This window comes from Microbacterium sp. XT11, assembly GCF_001513675.1.
GTDB lineage: Bacteria > Actinomycetota > Actinomycetes > Actinomycetales > Microbacteriaceae > Microbacterium.
Window position 1 is genome coordinate 331,039 of sequence record NZ_CP013859.1, and the last position, 14,589, is coordinate 345,627.

Consider the following 14,589-nt stretch of genomic DNA (forward strand, 5'->3'; position numbering starts at 1 on the left):
CCTCTACGTCCCGTCGGCTCGCGCCGCGGTGGAACCGCGCACGTGCAGGGCGGGGACGAGCCGCACCCTCTCCGCCGGCCGACGCGCGCCCTCGGCCAGCCGCGCGGCCATCACCTCGACCGCCCGGCGTCCCACGTGCTGCTTCGGCGGCCGCAGCGCCGTGATCGGCGGCGACCCGTTCTCGGCGACCTCGTCGTCGTACGCGATGATCGACAGCTCGTCTGGCAGCGACCAACCGCGGTCGATGGCGTGCTGCTGCACGAGAAGCGCCTGGGGGTCGGAGTGCACCAGCAGAGCGGAGGTCGCCGTCGCCCGCACCTCGTCGAGCAGATCGTCCAGCGCCTCGCCGCGGTCGTGGCCGTCGAGCAGGTCGAGGGACACGTTGCGGTCCACGGTCGGCGTCAGGCCCAGTTCGCCGATCGCCTGCGCCCAGCCGCGGCGCAGCTGCCACGACGTCGGCGACTGCGACGAGGTGAGGATGCCGACGCGTCGATGCCCGAGTGACGCGAGATGGTGCGCTGCAAGCACCCCGCCGAGCACGTGATCCGTCGTCACCCACTCGATCGACGTGAGGGCGAGAAGCGACGGTGCGCGCCGCTCGATCAGCACGACGGGGAGCGGCAGCGATTCCAGCCACTGCAGCAGGGCGTGCCCATCGGGTCCGAGGTTCTCGGGCGCGACGAGCAGTCCATGCACGCTCCCCGATTCGAGCAGCGCGGTGATCTGCCTGCGCTGGTCGGAGGCGAGGTAACTGGCGCCCCGCAGCACGAGCTGCACGCCCTGCTCGGCCGCACTCGCGCGTGCACCGATCACGACCTGCGCCCAGTAGTAGCTCAGCGACGGTACGACCATCCCCACGCGGAACCGCGGCGCTCCCTGCGCGGCACGTGCGACCGTGGTGTCGAGGGGGCTGCGCAGCGTGGCGCCGCCGTGCACGCGCGTCAGGAGTCCGCGATCGGCGAGCTCGCCGATGTCGCGGCGGATGGTCAGCTCGGCCACCCCGAGGTCCCGCGCGAGATCGGCCACCCGCACGGACCCCGAGCGGCGGAGTTCGTCCATGATCCGCTCGCGCCGCGAGATGCCGAAGGTCGGCGGCTGCTCCCGGCTCGTCATGCGACGCTCACCCGCACTTCCCAGGCGACGGGCGCGCCGATCGGGCGGAACAGCACGCGCGACACGCGCGCTCCCCACGAGTGCGCCAAGAACGGGTCGTCCACATCGCGGGTCTCGACACGCACCTCTGCCGGGTCGTGATCGAGCAGCAGATCGCGGGCACCGTGTCGGCCGGGTATGCGGATGCCGTCGTCACCGGAGTCCGGAACGCCGGCGCATACGACGACGAGGAGCGTGTCCGGATGCGCGAGCGCCGGACTCTCGTCGCGCACGGTCACGAGACCGCCGCGGAGGCGTACGCGGCGCATCCACGGGACCGCGAGGTCGCCGTTCGGCGACGCGGCATCCGGAACCCCTGGCTCCGCCGCCCCGCCATCGGCCCCGGGCATCGGCCAGGGATACGCGTGCGCGAGATCGACGTCCCAGCCGTCCTCCCGCGGCTCCACGGAAGCCCTCCACTGCTCGCCCGCCCTCTGCTCCCGGCCGAACGGCGAGGGTGTGCTGTGCCACCCGCTCTGCACGTACCAGAGTTCGTACCGCGCATCGGAGAACGTCTGGGCCGTGTATGCGGCGCGACCGAGGTCGATGAGCTGCGGCACGCCGTCGACCGCAACCGCGAACGAGCCGAGGTCGTTGTGGTTGTGGTTCTCCCCGTTGTGGCCGCCCTTCACGACGACCGTGAGCCCGGTGGCCTCTCCTGCGCGCTCCCGTCGCAGACCGACGCCGATCGAACGCAGCTCCACCCGCGCCGGCGCAGGTGCCGCTCGCCCGGCCGCACGCCGCCATTCCGGGTCGAACAGCTCGGCCAGCATCCGCCCGAGTCCTGCGGCCACGCCCGCCTCGCGACCGCACAGCATGTCGCGGTGCCCCGCCGCGAACGCCGCCGTCTCGTCGAGACCGCACAGGCGGGCGGCGCGGAACAGCACGTGCCACGTCAGTGCGTCTCGGGGCCGCGCCTCGGCGTCGGAGAAGCTCGCGACCCATCCGTCGCCCAGCACCATGCGCTCGGGGAACCGCGCGAGCTCGCGGAGCCCGACGAGCGGCCCGCCCCGCACAGCCGCCGCGACCGCTCCCCCGGTGAGGCCGTCGAGCACGCTCAAGGCGTCGAACGCGCGCGCGGCGCCCTGCCACCAGTACGCGAAACCCTCATCGATCGCGCCGTCGGCGGGAAGCTGGGCCAGATAGCGGTCGATCCCGTCGACGCACAGCCCGAGCACGGCAGCACGCAGCTCGTCGTCGGCGAACGCGATCGCTGCGATGACGAGATTCCCGTGGATCCACGGCGCCCAGTTGTGCACGCGGTCGCCCCCGTCTGGGCCCGTCCATCCTTCCCAGGGCCAGTCGCGACGCTGCACGAACGGTTCGAGCACGCGCGTGCGCGCCTCTCGCGCGAGCCGCTCGGTGAGCCCGGGCGAGAACTCGTCGAGCGCGTCGCCCAGCACGAGAGCCGACCAGGCGGCGAGCGCGGCCTCTTCACCCGCGCCGAGGTCGAGCACGGGACGGTCGGGAACGAGGCGACCGCGCGAGAACGCGTCGTCGTGGGCGGGCCAGCACCACGTCGTCTGCTCGCACAGCAGCCACAGGCCATCGGCCGCCTCGGCGAGTCGGTGCGGCGCCGGGTCGAGGGCGGCGGCGAGCACCGCGAAACGGATGCGCAGGTTGCGGGCGAACACCTCGCTCTCGTAGGTCGAGCGGTCTCCCGTGCGCGCATAGGAGGCCCACTGCGACAGGAGCGGCTGCGGCCAGCGCTCCCCGGCGACGGCGTCGGCCGTCGCGAGGATGAGCGCACGCAGGTCGCGATCGACCGCATCCCACGCCGCTCGGTCCGACGAGGGAGGCGTGAGCGGCGTCGAGACGGATGCCGGTGCGCCGGCCGCCGCCCAGATCGAGCGCAGCGCTCCGCGGCGCATGAGCGTGCTCGCGCGCGGCTCGGCTTGTTCGTTCATGTTCGAGTATGTTCTTTCGACTTCGAATGCGTTGCCTACGTTCGACCGGACAGTCTTCACTGGAGACACGGCCCAGCGCAACCGGCCGCCCGATCCCCACGTCGACGGAGTGAGCCATGACAGCACGACCCCGAGCACTCGCGGTGATGTCGGACGACGCCTACTCCCTGCTGTTCGATGAGCCCCGCCGCCGGCGGTTCGCCGCGCTCGCCGACGTCGCCGAGGCCGTGCACGCCTCCGACGTCGACGACCCGGCGCTCCACGACGTGCTCGCCGAGGTCGAGGTGCTCGTCACCTCGTGGGGGGCGCCGCGGTTCGACGCCGCCCGACTCGCCCGCATGCCGCGGCTGCGCGCCGTCTTCCACGCCGCGGGGAGCGTGCGACCCCACGTCTCGGACGCCCTGTGGGAACGCGGCATCCTCCTCACGTCCGCCGCCGATGCCAACGCCGTCCCGGTCGCCGAGTTCACCCTGGCCGCCATCCTCCTCGCCGGCAAGCGCGCGCTCGTGCATCTGCGCGCCCCCGAAACGACGGGGGCCGGATGGCAGAGCTCGGTGGGGAATCCGCGCGTCGGCAACCTCGGACGCACGGTCGGCGTCGTCGGGTACTCGCGCATCGGCCGCCGGGTGGTCGAGCTGCTGCGTCCGTTCGACGGCCTCGACGTGCTCGTCGCCGATCCCTTCGCCGACGCCGACGCCGTCGCGGCCGCCGGAGCGCGTCTCGTGTCACTGGAGGCCCTGCTGCCGCAGTCCGACGTGCTCTCCCTGCACGCGCCGGCACTTCCGTCCACCCGGCACATGATCGCCGCACCGCAGCTGGCCGCCCTGCCCGACGGTGCGACCGTCATCAACACGGCGCGGGGCTCGCTGATCGACCATGATGCGCTGCTCGCGGAGTGCCGCACGGGCCGTCTCGATGCGATCCTCGACGTCACCGATCCCGAACCGCTCCCGCGAGACGCCGAGCTGCGTGGGCTGCCCAACGTCGCGATCACGCCCCACCTGGCAGGATCGCTGGGCACCGAGACGAGGCGCCTCGCGGACGCCGCCCTCGACGAGCTCAAGGCGTACGCGGCGGGAGCGCCCCCGCGGCATCCGGTACGCAGGACGGAACTGGAGTGGATCGCATGAGTTCCCGCATCCGCCTCCCCGAAGACGACCGCGCCCTGTCGCCGTACACCGGCTGGACGCGCACGCACTGGCTCACCGTGGCCGATACCGTCCTCGAGGGTGCGCGACGGCACGCGAGCCCGTCGGGCGCGCTCGTGCGGTACCCCGGCGCACCGGGCGGATTCGGGAGCCACGTCGACGGCCTCGAAGGATTCACCCGCACCTTCATGCTCGCCGCGTTCCGCATCGCAGGAGACCCCGACGGCACGCAGGCCCTCGCCGAGCGATGCGCCCGTGCCATCGCGGCCGGCGTCGACCGCGCGCATCCGGAACGCTGGCCGCGGCCCGACGAGGTCGATCAGGCCAAGGTCGAGGCCGCGGCTCTCGCGGTCGGGCTCCACCTCGTGCGCGACGCCGTGTGGGCGCGGCTCGACGAGACCGCGCAGGCGCAGACCATCGACTACCTCGCCTCGTTCATCGGCGGCAGCCGCCCGCCGAACAACTGGGCGTGGTTCCGGCTGATCGTCGAGCAGTTCCTCGAGAACGTCGGCGGCCCCTTCTCGGACCGCGACCGAGAAGAGGACTTCGCCCTGCTCGACTCGTTCGACCGCGACGGCGGCTGGATCGCCGACGGCGCCGGACGCTCGTTCGACCACTATTCCGGCTGGGCGCTGCCGTTCTACCCCGTGATCTGGGCCGACATGGTGGCAGGCGATCCGCGTCACGCGGCCCGCATCGCCCGCTACCGCGCACGGCTCGACGACTACCTCGACGATGCGCTTCACCTCATCGGCGCCGACGGCGCTCCCCTCATCCAGGGGCGCAGCCTCACCTACCGCTTCGCCACGGCGGGCCCCGCCTGGGCAGCCGCCTTCACGGGCGGCACCAGGCACGACCTCGGGATGCTGCGGCGAGCGGCGAGCGGGCAGGCACGGCACTTCGTCGAGCGCGGCGCTCCGGATGCCGGGGGCGTGCTCCCCCTGGGATGGCACCGCCCGTGGCGAGCGATCGCCCAGGACTATTCGGGGCCGGGCTCGCCCTACTGGGCCGCCAAGGGGATGCTGGGCATCGCACTGCCGGCGGACCATCCCGTCTGGACCGCGACCGAGGCTCCGCTGCCGATCGACCGGGGCGACGTCGCGCGAGTGCTGACCGTGCCTGGCTGGCTCGTGTCGGGCACGGCATCCGACGGTATCGTCCGCGTGGTCAACCACGGCACGGATCATCGCATCGAGGGAGACCTGCAGCCCGATGCCCCGCTGTACGCGAAGCTCGGCTACTCCACGGCGACGGCCCCGGTGCTCGCGGGCGACGGCGTCGCGCACCCCGTCGACGGCACCGTCGCGATCCTGCGCGACGGACGCCCCAGTCACCGGTCCGGTTTCGCCGTGGGCGAGCTCCGCGACGATCGCGGCACGCTGCTCGGCGCCTCCGCCGCGCCCGCCCACTGGCCCCTGGAGCTCGTCGACGCGCCGGACACCGGGGTGGGCGCCATGGCGGCGCGCACCGAGCTCGGTCCGCTCGTCGAGATCGCGTCGGCCGTCCGCAGCGCGTGGGAGGTGCGCTTCGTCCGCGTCGCCGGCGCGGGGCTCCGCGATGGCGACCTGCTGCGCATCGGCGGGTGGGCGCTCTCGTCCGACACGCTCGCCGTCTCGGGCGGCGCGGGCGTCACCGACGGAGAGCGCAGCAGCAGGCTCATCGCCCTGCACGGTCTGTCCGCGGCATCCGGATGCGTGGATCTGCTCGACGATGTGACACCCCTCGCCCCGCGCACAGCCGTGCCCCGCATCACCGCACCGGTGCCGGCAGACCGTTGGGCGGTCGTCGCCGTGCTGCTCGGCGCGGCGTCGGACCCGCCGGCCGTCCGCGCCGAGACGACAGACTCGTGGCGGATCGACTGGCCCGACGGGGCCGTCACGATCGTCGAGCCCGGCGCCCTCGTGCCGCGCGCGGCGGCGGGACGCACGGAGAGCGCCGCGCGCGAGTGACACCGCTCCGGGGCGACCGCACGCCCGCGCCGCTGCGCCGACGACCCGGTCAGGCGCTCGCGCGCACGACGAGGTTCGTCGGCACCACCGCCGCATCGGAGGCGGCATCCGCTCCCTCGATCTCCGCGACCAGCGTTCCCACGGCGCGTTGCGCGAGGGCCGCGAAGTCCTGCCGGATCGTCGTCAGGGGCGGGCGGTAGTTCGCGGCATCCGGCACGTCGTCGAAGCCCACGACGGCCACCTCATCGGGAATGCGACGGCCAGACTCCGCGAGGGCGCGCATCAGCCCGAGAGCCATCTGGTCGTTCGCGCAGAACACGGCGGATGCCGCTGCGAACTCGCGACCGGCGCGGTATCCGGCTTCGGCGCTCCAGTCGCCTCGCACCGGGTCTGGTGCATCGACGCCGTGCGCCGCGAGGGTCTCGCGCCAGCCCCGCTCGCGCTCGGCGGCCGCGAACGAGTCGGCGGGACCTGCCAGGTGGTGCACGAGGCCGTGGCCGCGCGACAGCAGATGCGCCGTGGCCGCCGCAGCTCCCCCGGCGTGGTCGCTGTGCACGACCGCGTAGTCCGAACCCGAGGCCGCGTCGACGACCACCAGGCGCAGCCCCGGGGGCCGATCGGCGCCGGAGACCTGCGCGGACGCCTCGTTGAGCACGATGGCGCCGTCGACCTCCTGCTCGGCGAGGCGCTCGAAGGCGTCGGCCACGCCGGACGACGCGGTGACGAGGGTGAGCGCGTACCCCCGCTCGGCCGCCGCTTCGGCCGTGGCCTGCAGCATCCGGGAGTTGCCGACCGTCGCCAGCGTCGTGACGACGAGGCCGATGGTCTGCGAGCGCCCGGTGCGCAGGGCTCGTGCGGCGCGGTGCGGACGGTAGCCCAGCTCCGCCATCGCCTTCTCGACGCGGGCCCGCGTCGCCGGATCGACACGGGGGCTGTCGTTGACGACGCGCGACACGGTCTGCCCTGACACGCCGGCGCGCGCTGCGACCATCGCCATCGAGACCCGGCCCATGTCCTCCCCGTTCTTCGCGCTCCGGCCTTCTCGGCCGGTTCAGCATCCATGTTGACGTTATCACGGAGGCCGTGCCACCATGTTTACGTGAACACGCAGAATCTCCCGGAGATGCGCACCGAGACCCTCGGCGCCGGTGTCGTCAAGCGCGCCACCGTGCTGGCCGACGGCCGCGAGCTCATCTACTACGACGACCCCGGCACGGAGCTCCCGGCCGAACGCTCCATCGACGCGCGGACGCTCGACCCTCGGCCCGAGACGGCGACGATGCGCCTCGACGTGCTCACCGGAGACTGGATCACGGTCGCGTCGAACCGCCAGAACCGGGTCATGATGCCGGGCGCCGACGCAGATCCCCTCGCACCGCAGTCTCCGACGAACCCGTCTGAGGTGCCGTCTCTGTACGACGTCGCCGTGTTCGAGAACAAGTCGCCGGCGTTCGGCCCCGCTCTCGCCGAGGCCTCCGGCGCCGCTCCGGCGGTCGCCGGCGCCGCTCCTACGGCGGCGAACGCTCCGCGCGGGCTCGACGATCTCGCCGCCCTCGGGCTCGGGCGCACGCGCACGGCTGTCGGACGCTGCGAAGTGGTGTGCTTCAGCCCCGAGCACACGGGGTCGTTCGGCACGCAGACCGTCACACGCGCGCGCACGGTCATCGAGGCGTGGGCGGACCGCACGGCCGCGCTGGCGCAGCTCCCCGGAGTGGAGCAGGTGTTCCCGTTCGAGAACCGCGGCGAGGCGATCGGCGTGACGCTGCCGCATCCGCACGGCCAGATCTACGCGTACCCCTACGTCACGCCGCGCACGAGCCGCGTGCTCGAGAGCATCGACCGCACGGCTCCCGATCTGTTCCACCGCATCCTCGAGTCGGAACAGCGCTCGGAGCGGGTCGTCTTCCAGGGCGAGCACTGGACGGCGTTCGTGCCGTTCGCGGCGCGCTGGCCGCTCGAGGTGCACCTCATGCCGCATCGGCACGTGCCCGACCTGGCGGAGACGACGGATGCCGAGCGCGACGAGCTCGCCCCGCTGTATCTTCGGCTGCTCCGCGGCGTCGACGCGCTCTACGAGACGCCCACGCCGTACATCGCCGCGTGGCACCAGGCGCCCGTGCACGTCGGCCGCGACACGGTGCGGCTGCACCTGCAGCTGACGAGCCCGCGCCGTGCGGCCGACAAGCTGAAGTTCCTCGCCGGCTCCGAGGCCGCGATGTGGGCCTGGGCTGCCGAGGTCACCCCGGAGCAGGGCGCCGCCCGCATCCGCGACGCCATCGCACGATCTGAGGAGACCACCGCATGACCTCGACGCACGCCGCGGCCACCGCGCTGTTCCGCGATCTGACCGGCCGGGAGCCCGATGGGCTGTGGTCGGCGCCCGGTCGCGTCAACCTCATCGGCGAGCACACCGACTACAACGACGGGTTCGTGCTGCCCTTCGCCATCCCGCACCGGACTGTCGCGGCCGTCGGGGTGCGCCGTGACGACCGCGTGCGCGTCGCATCGACCTTCGCCGCCGAACCCGTCGACGTGGCTCTCGACGAGCTCGCCGGGCTGTTCCCGACGACCACGGGCTCCGAACCCGCCGTGCCGGAATGGGCTGCGTACCCGCTGGGTGTGGCGTGGGCCCTCGCCGAGGCGGCGTCGGTCGCCGGGGCGGGGGGCGGGGCCGGGGTCGCCGGGGCCGGGGGTGTAGCCGGGCGCGGGGGTGTCGCCGTACGCGGGGTCGATATCGCGATCGCCTCCGACGTGCCCGTGGGGGCCGGGCTGTCGTCCTCCGCCGCGATCGAGGGCGCGACGGCATCCGCGTTGAACGACCTGTGGAACGCCGGACTCGATCGCACCGCCCTCGCCCGCGTCGGCCGCCGCGCCGAGAACGAGGCGGTCGGTGCGCCCACCGGGATCATGGACCAGATGGCGTCGATGCTCGGCGAGACGGATGCCGCCATCTTCCTCGACTGCCGGTCGCTGGAGGCACACCTCGTGCCTCTCGGCGTCGCGGAGGCGGGACTGGCCATCCTCGTGATGGACACCCGCGTCAAGCACGCCCACTCGACGGGCGGATACCGCGAGCGCCGAGCCTCCTGCGAGCGGGGAGCGGCGATCATGGGCGTGCCCTCGCTGCGCGACGTCTCGGTGACCGATCTCCCGCGGGCGGAGGCGCTCATGGACGACGCGACCTTCCGCCGCGTGCGTCACGTCGTGACCGAGAACCAGCGCGTGCTCGACACCGTGCGCGTGCTGCGTGAGCACGGGGCGCGCGCGATCGGCGATCTGCTCGTGGCCTCGCACGCGTCGATGCGCGACGACTTCGCGATCTCGGTGCCCGAGCTCGACACCGCTGTGGAGGCCGCACTCGCGGCGGGGGCTCTGGGAGCTCGGATGACCGGCGGCGGCTTCGGAGGAGCGGCGATCGCGCTCATCGAGGCGGATGCCGAGCGCGTCGTGTCGGATGCGGTCACCGCCGCCTTCGCCGAGGCCGGCTTCGCCGCACCGCATCTGTTCACGGCGGTGCCGTCGGCCGGGGCCGGTCGCGACTCCTAAGACCCGTGGCCGGTGGCCCTGGCCCGGTGGCCGGTGGCCCTGCCGAGTTTTCGAGTCGCATGATTTGCCCCGATTCGGCCGATTTGAGGGCAATTCATGCGACTCGAACGGCAAGGGAGGGCGCCGGGGACCCCGGAGACCCGGAGGCGGCACCGACACCACCGGGAAGCTCCGGCGGGGGAAGCGACCGAACACGCTGACAGAATGGGAAACCGAGCCGCGAGGGCGGCAGGAGAGGAACGCATGTCCTGGATCGTCACCGGCGGGGCCGGCTACATCGGATCGCACGTCGTCCGCGCACTCGCGGATGCCGGACTCGCCCCGGTCGTGATCGACGACCTGTCGAGCGGCGTCGCGTCGTTCGTACCCGAGGGCGTGCCGTTCGTGAAGGGCAGCATCCTCGACCGTGAGCTCGTCGAGAACGCGCTGCGCGAGCACGACGCCGAGGGGGTCATCCACGTCGCGGGGTTCAAGTACGCCGGCGTGTCGGTCGAGCGTCCGCTCCACACCTACGCGCAGAACGTCGAGGGCACCCGCATCCTGCTCGAGGCCATGGAGGCGGCAGGAGTCGCGAACATCGTGTTCTCGTCGTCGGCTGCGGTGTACGGCACACCCGACGTCCCGCTCGTGGTCGAGGACACCCCGAAGAAGCCGGCGAGTCCGTACGGCGAGTCCAAGCTCATCGGCGAATGGATGCTGCGCGACCAGGCCGTCGCCACCGCGGGCTCGGAGCATCCGCTGCGCCACACGTCGCTGCGGTACTTCAACGTCGTGGGATCCGCCGACCCCGCGGTGTACGACGTGAGTCCGCACAACCTGTTCCCGATCGTGTTCGAGAAGCTGCTCGCGGGCGAGACGCCGCGCATCAACGGCGACGACTACGACACCCCCGACGGCACGAACGTGCGTGACTACGTGCACGTCGGCGACATCGCCGCAGCGCACGTGGAGGCGGCGAAGCGGCTGTCGTCGGGCGCGCCGATCGAACCGGCATACAACCTCGGCTCGGGCGACGGGCTCAGCGTGAAGCAGATCATGGACGCCATGGCTCGCGTGACCGGCATCGACTTCACGCCCGAGATCGGCCCTCGCCGTCCGGGCGACCCCGACCGGATCGTCGCGACGGGCGAGCTCGCCGCGCGCGACCTGGGCTGGAAGATGCGCTACTCCGTCGACGACATGGTCCGCACCGGCTGGGAGGCCCGCCGAGGCTGACCCCGCCCCCTCCGACAGGCCCCCCTCCGCTCAGGTATGAGTTGTGGTCGGTTTTCGGACGATTTTCCGACCACAAGTCATACCTGAGCGCGGGGACCTGAGCGCGGCGACCTGAGCGGGGCGACCTGAGCGCCGCGACCTGGGGCGGGGCGAGTGGGTCAGAGGTCGCGGGAACGGATGGGGTAGAGCCAGAAGCACAGCCACGCGAGGGCCGTGAAGCCCAGCGGGAGCACCGCGAGCATCAGCCGCATCCCGCCGTCCACCGTGCCGGGCTGCGCATCGCCGAGCGACGCGTCGAACCCGGATGCCGTCAGCACGGCCGCCGCGACGACCGCCTGAAGCACGACCGACCCCCGCACGACGAACCCGTTGACGCCGAAGTACGCGCCCTCGCGGCGATGCCCCGTGCGGACCGCGTCCTCGTCGATGATCTGCCCGAGCATCACCTCGAGCAACTGCAGCAACCCGCCGACCCCCACGCCGACAGCGACGCCGACGAGCGCCGCGCCCAGCACGGACGTCGGGAGCCAGTACGCCAGCACGGCGATGCCGAACACCCCGACACTCCACAGAACCGCCGTGCGCGGTGACGTCCGCCGCACCACGGCGCTCCAGAGCACGATCGACGGTATTGCCGTGACGAAGATCGCGCCGAGCAGGATGCTGCCCGCACCTTCGTCTGCGCGCAGGGAATACCGGACGTAAAACGGGATCGCGGCGAGGATGATCGCGATCGACGTCTGCACCGCGAGCGACCCGAGCACATACGGCACGAACGCGCGGTTGCCGAACGTGAGCGCGAGCTGTCGCCGCCACGTCATCGCCTCGGATGCCGCCTCGGGCACGCGCCGCTCGATCATTCCGCCGGCGAACGACCACACGAGCAACACGAGGCACACGGCGCCGAGCACGAGGGCCATGCCCGGCCAGCCCAGGGTTCCGTACAGGGCCGGCGCTCCGGCCGTGCCCAGCACCATGCCGAGGATCGCGAAGATCTGCCGGGGGACGTTGCCCCGCGCTCGCTCCTCGGTCGTGCGGAAGATCTCGGGGAACAGCGCTGAGACGTTGAGTACCACCACCACGAAGGCGATGTCGTACACCGCAACGATGATGAGGAACCACACGATCAGTCCGCCCACAGGGAGCGAAGGAGGCATCCAGACCAATGCGAACGCGACGACCAAGGGCACGATCCCCAGACCGATCCACGGCACGCGACGACCCCACGGCGTGCGGATGCGATCCGAGAGCGCACCCACGACGGGGTTGAGGACGGCGTTGAGGATGCCGTGCGCGATCATCGCGCCGGCGACCCAGGCCGGAGGCACGCCGAGGTGCGTGACGTAGAAGTAGACGACGAACGCCGAGAACGTCTGCGCCATGAGCTGGGTGGGAAACCCGGATGCTCCGAACGCGACCGCCTGGAGACGTGAGGGAGCTGCATCGAGGCGTCGGTCGCGGAGCGCCGCGAGTCCGCGTGCTCGGTTCGCCGTCAGGGTTCCGTTCACGCCTCCGGATGCCGCGCCCGCCCGCCGGCTCACCGGATGCTCCCGCGCTGCAGGTCGCGCAGGGCACGCCATCCGATGCGCACGAGTCCTTCGTCGGCGATCGCGGCATGCACGAGCGGGTCGGCGAGCATCCGCCGTTCGTAGCCGCGCTTGGCCGCGGAGTAGTCGACGGCGGCTCGCAGTTCGTCGTCATCGACCATGGGGTGCAGGTAGAGCTCGGTCACACCGGCGGGCACGGCGCGCAGCAGCGCGATGAACCCGTCGCGCACCTGTTCGTACGTCTCCTCGTCGTCGGTGCCCTCGCCCGCGAGCTCGAACGGATGCGTCCACAAACGGTCGATGATCTCGATGCCGAGCGCGTCCGCCGCGGCTGCGGCCGCATCGAGCTTGTGCTGCATCGCCGCATCGTCGCCGGTGCCGTCCATGCTGCGCGGCAGCCGGAACGGAAGCCCGTGCGCGGCGGCCAGCGCGAATACCGGCTCGAGGAAGTCGCGCCCGGTGAACAGGCCGTACACCGAGCCCATGTGGTTGTCGAGGTGCGTGACGTCGACCCCGGCGTCGAGCGCTGCCTGCAGTTGCGCGGCGAGCTCGGCCGCCACGTCTCCGGCATCCGCCGTGCTCTCGACCGTCGCGACGTCGTGGGGGAAGAACCCGTCGGCGTCGAGGAGCGTGGTCGCCGTGCCGGTCAGCGGGCGCCACCGGTACCGGCTCCACTCGCTCGTGAGCACGAGGTGCACGCCGACATCGAGGTCCGTGCGGGAGGCCGCGAAGGCCAGAGCCTCCGGGGACCACGCGCACGGCACCATGACGGTCGTGGAGTCGATGCGCCCGGCGGGCAGCAATTCGGCGATCGCAGTGTTCGCCGCATGGCACATGCCGAAGTCGTCCGCGTTGATGATGATGGCTCTCGTCCCCGACGGGTGGCCGAGCCTTTCGATGAGCGGGCCGGTCATCGGCGTCTCCGGTCTGTCGCGGGCAGGATGTCGTTGAACAGCCGCACACGCAGCGCCGAGGCCGCCTCTCCGATGGCGCCGATGAGGGGCGCCTCCGGCCCGAACGACGACACGAGGAACCGCATCGGCAGCTGAGCCGCGAACTCCTCGGCGACGCGTTCCACCGCGTCGACGAGCACGGGGTGCGCGGCGGTGCCGCTGAGCACGAAGGCCTCGGGATCGAGCACGAGCGCCACGGTTCCGGCCACGACCGTGAGCCGTCGGCCGATCTCCGCAGCCATCGCGAGCGCAGCGGCATCGCCGGCCGCCGCCGCTTCGAGGTGATCCCCGAGCGGCGCCTCGACGTCGCGGCCATGGGTGAGGGCGAGGTCCCCCACGACGGTGTCTCCGAGAACGGGCGCGCCGATGGGCAGCGGCGTCTGCGGAAGGTACATGACCTCCCCCGCGACGCCGGAGAACCCCCGGTGCAGTACCCCGTCGATCACGATGCCCGCGCCAAGTCCGCCGTCGAGCAGGAGCAGGGCGAAGCTGGAGAGGTCGGCGCCGACTCCGGCCGTGAGCTCGGCCAGAGCCGCGAGGTTGACGTCGTTCTCGACGCGGACGGGGCACCCGAGCCGTGCGGCGAGCGCCGTGCGGAAGGCTCCTCCGTCGGGTCCCTGGTCGTCGCGGATGCCGCCGTCTGCGGTGACGATGCCCGGCACGGCGACCACCGCCACGAGCAGCGGACCGCTCACGGCGCCACGGCACGCGTCGACGAGCGAGGCGATGTGCTCGGCGCGATCGGCCCTGGGCGGAAACGCGCCATGCTGCTCGGCGCGCACCGTGCCCGTGGGATCGACGAGCGCGACGTGTGCGGCGTGATGATCGACATGCACGGCAGCGGCGAACCCCAGACGCGGATGCAGCGCGACGCGGCCGGCTGCAGGACCGCGCGTGTCGCGGTCGACGCCGGCGGGAGCCACGGCGCCGTGCCCTTCGAGCATCCGCAGCACCTGCGTCACGGCCGTGCGCGACAGCCCTGTCTCGCTCATGAGCTCGGCGCGGGTCAGCGGTCCGCGGCGCCCGAGCGCTTCGAGGATGGCCCGTCCGTTCAGTGCTCTCAGCAGCGACTGCGGTCCTGCGATCGGCCTCTCCATGCTGGTCCCCCCCTCGCGTCGCGCCCAGCATGACACATCGCGTCGTACTTGTCGACACCTGACGGGTCCTGCGCA

The 14,589-nt window shown here is 72.4% G+C and carries 11 protein-coding genes; 5 read left to right on the plus strand and 6 right to left on the minus strand.

What is annotated here, in order from left to right:
• Positions 1 to 3: 3 nt before the first annotated feature.
• Both AB663_RS01725 and AB663_RS01730 read right to left on the minus strand, forming a co-directional pair.
• The gene (locus tag AB663_RS01725) at positions 4 to 1,113 is read right to left on the minus strand and encodes a substrate-binding domain-containing protein (protein ID WP_067195060.1); all 1,110 of its coding nucleotides are present in this window, start codon (positions 1,111 to 1,113) and stop codon (positions 4 to 6) included.
• The gene (locus AB663_RS01730; RefSeq protein ID WP_067195063.1) at positions 1,110 to 3,059 is read right to left on the minus strand and encodes a heparinase II/III family protein; all 1,950 of its coding nucleotides are present in this window, start codon (positions 3,057 to 3,059) and stop codon (positions 1,110 to 1,112) included. Before AB663_RS01730 ends, AB663_RS01725 begins: the two co-directional genes overlap by 4 nt.
• A 116-nt stretch (positions 3,060 to 3,175) precedes the next feature.
• Here AB663_RS01730 and AB663_RS01735 point away from each other — a divergent pair, with 116 nt between their 5' ends.
• On the plus strand, positions 3,176 to 4,189 hold the full coding sequence (locus AB663_RS01735) for a hydroxyacid dehydrogenase (protein WP_067195066.1): 1,014 nt from the start codon (positions 3,176 to 3,178) through the stop codon (positions 4,187 to 4,189).
• Positions 4,186 to 6,156, plus strand: a complete 1,971-nt coding sequence (locus tag AB663_RS01740) for a DUF2264 domain-containing protein (protein WP_083511307.1) — start codon at positions 4,186 to 4,188, stop codon at positions 6,154 to 6,156. The genes AB663_RS01735 and AB663_RS01740 overlap by 4 nt, the downstream gene beginning before the upstream one ends.
• Before the next feature lie 49 nt (positions 6,157 to 6,205).
• Here AB663_RS01740 and AB663_RS01745 read toward each other — a convergent pair whose 3' ends face one another.
• On the minus strand, positions 6,206 to 7,168 hold the full coding sequence (locus tag AB663_RS01745) for a LacI family DNA-binding transcriptional regulator (RefSeq protein ID WP_067195069.1): 963 nt from the start codon (positions 7,166 to 7,168) through the stop codon (positions 6,206 to 6,208).
• Positions 7,169 to 7,279: 111 nt separating this feature from the next.
• On the opposite strand from AB663_RS01745, the gene galT reads away from it, so the two are divergent.
• The 3 genes from galT (at position 7,280) to galE (ending at position 10,917) form a co-directional block, all read left to right on the plus strand.
• A complete protein-coding gene (galT, locus tag AB663_RS01750) occupies positions 7,280 to 8,461 on the plus strand; it encodes a galactose-1-phosphate uridylyltransferase (RefSeq protein WP_067201947.1) in 1,182 nt (393 codons plus the stop codon).
• Positions 8,458 to 9,702, plus strand: a complete 1,245-nt coding sequence (gene galK / locus AB663_RS01755; protein ID WP_067195072.1) for a galactokinase — start codon at positions 8,458 to 8,460, stop codon at positions 9,700 to 9,702. The genes galT and galK overlap by 4 nt, the downstream gene beginning before the upstream one ends.
• Positions 9,703 to 9,945: 243 nt before the next feature.
• Entirely contained in the window at positions 9,946 to 10,917 is a 972-nt protein-coding gene (gene galE / locus AB663_RS01760) for a UDP-glucose 4-epimerase GalE (protein WP_067195075.1), read from the plus strand.
• A 158-nt stretch (positions 10,918 to 11,075) separates the two neighbouring features.
• Here the strand turns inward: galE and AB663_RS01765 are convergent, their stop codons facing one another.
• The 3 genes from AB663_RS01765 to AB663_RS01775 are packed head-to-tail and all read right to left on the minus strand — an operon-like array spanning position 11,076 to position 14,514.
• Positions 11,076 to 12,458: an MFS transporter gene (locus AB663_RS01765; protein WP_232304603.1), complete on the minus strand. Its 1,383-nt coding sequence runs from the start codon at positions 12,456 to 12,458 to the stop codon at positions 11,076 to 11,078.
• The gene (locus AB663_RS01770) at positions 12,455 to 13,378 is read right to left on the minus strand and encodes a polysaccharide deacetylase family protein (RefSeq protein WP_067195078.1); all 924 of its coding nucleotides are present in this window, start codon (positions 13,376 to 13,378) and stop codon (positions 12,455 to 12,457) included. Before AB663_RS01770 ends, AB663_RS01765 begins: the two co-directional genes overlap by 4 nt.
• On the minus strand, positions 13,375 to 14,514 hold the full coding sequence (locus tag AB663_RS01775) for an ROK family transcriptional regulator (protein ID WP_067195081.1): 1,140 nt from the start codon (positions 14,512 to 14,514) through the stop codon (positions 13,375 to 13,377). Before AB663_RS01775 ends, AB663_RS01770 begins: the two co-directional genes overlap by 4 nt.
• Positions 14,515 to 14,589 lie beyond the last annotated feature (75 nt).

Coding starts and splice junctions, on each gene's coding strand:
- AB663_RS01725 (WP_067195060.1), bottom strand. CDS start 1,113: ATGACGAGCCGGGAGCAGCCGCCGACCTTCGGCATCTCGCGGCGCGAG.
- AB663_RS01730 (WP_067195063.1), bottom strand. CDS start 3,059: ATGAACGAACAAGCCGAGCCGCGCGCGAGCACGCTCATGCGCCGCGGA.
- AB663_RS01735 (WP_067195066.1), top strand. CDS start 3,176: ATGACAGCACGACCCCGAGCACTCGCGGTGATGTCGGACGACGCCTAC.
- AB663_RS01740 (WP_083511307.1), top strand. CDS start 4,186: ATGAGTTCCCGCATCCGCCTCCCCGAAGACGACCGCGCCCTGTCGCCG.
- AB663_RS01745 (WP_067195069.1), bottom strand. CDS start 7,168: ATGGGCCGGGTCTCGATGGCGATGGTCGCAGCGCGCGCCGGCGTGTCA.
- galT (WP_067201947.1), top strand. CDS start 7,280: ATGCGCACCGAGACCCTCGGCGCCGGTGTCGTCAAGCGCGCCACCGTG.
- galK (WP_067195072.1), top strand. CDS start 8,458: ATGACCTCGACGCACGCCGCGGCCACCGCGCTGTTCCGCGATCTGACC.
- galE (WP_067195075.1), top strand. CDS start 9,946: ATGTCCTGGATCGTCACCGGCGGGGCCGGCTACATCGGATCGCACGTC.
- AB663_RS01770 (WP_067195078.1), bottom strand. CDS start 13,378: ATGACCGGCCCGCTCATCGAAAGGCTCGGCCACCCGTCGGGGACGAGA.
- AB663_RS01775 (WP_067195081.1), bottom strand. CDS start 14,514: ATGGAGAGGCCGATCGCAGGACCGCAGTCGCTGCTGAGAGCACTGAAC.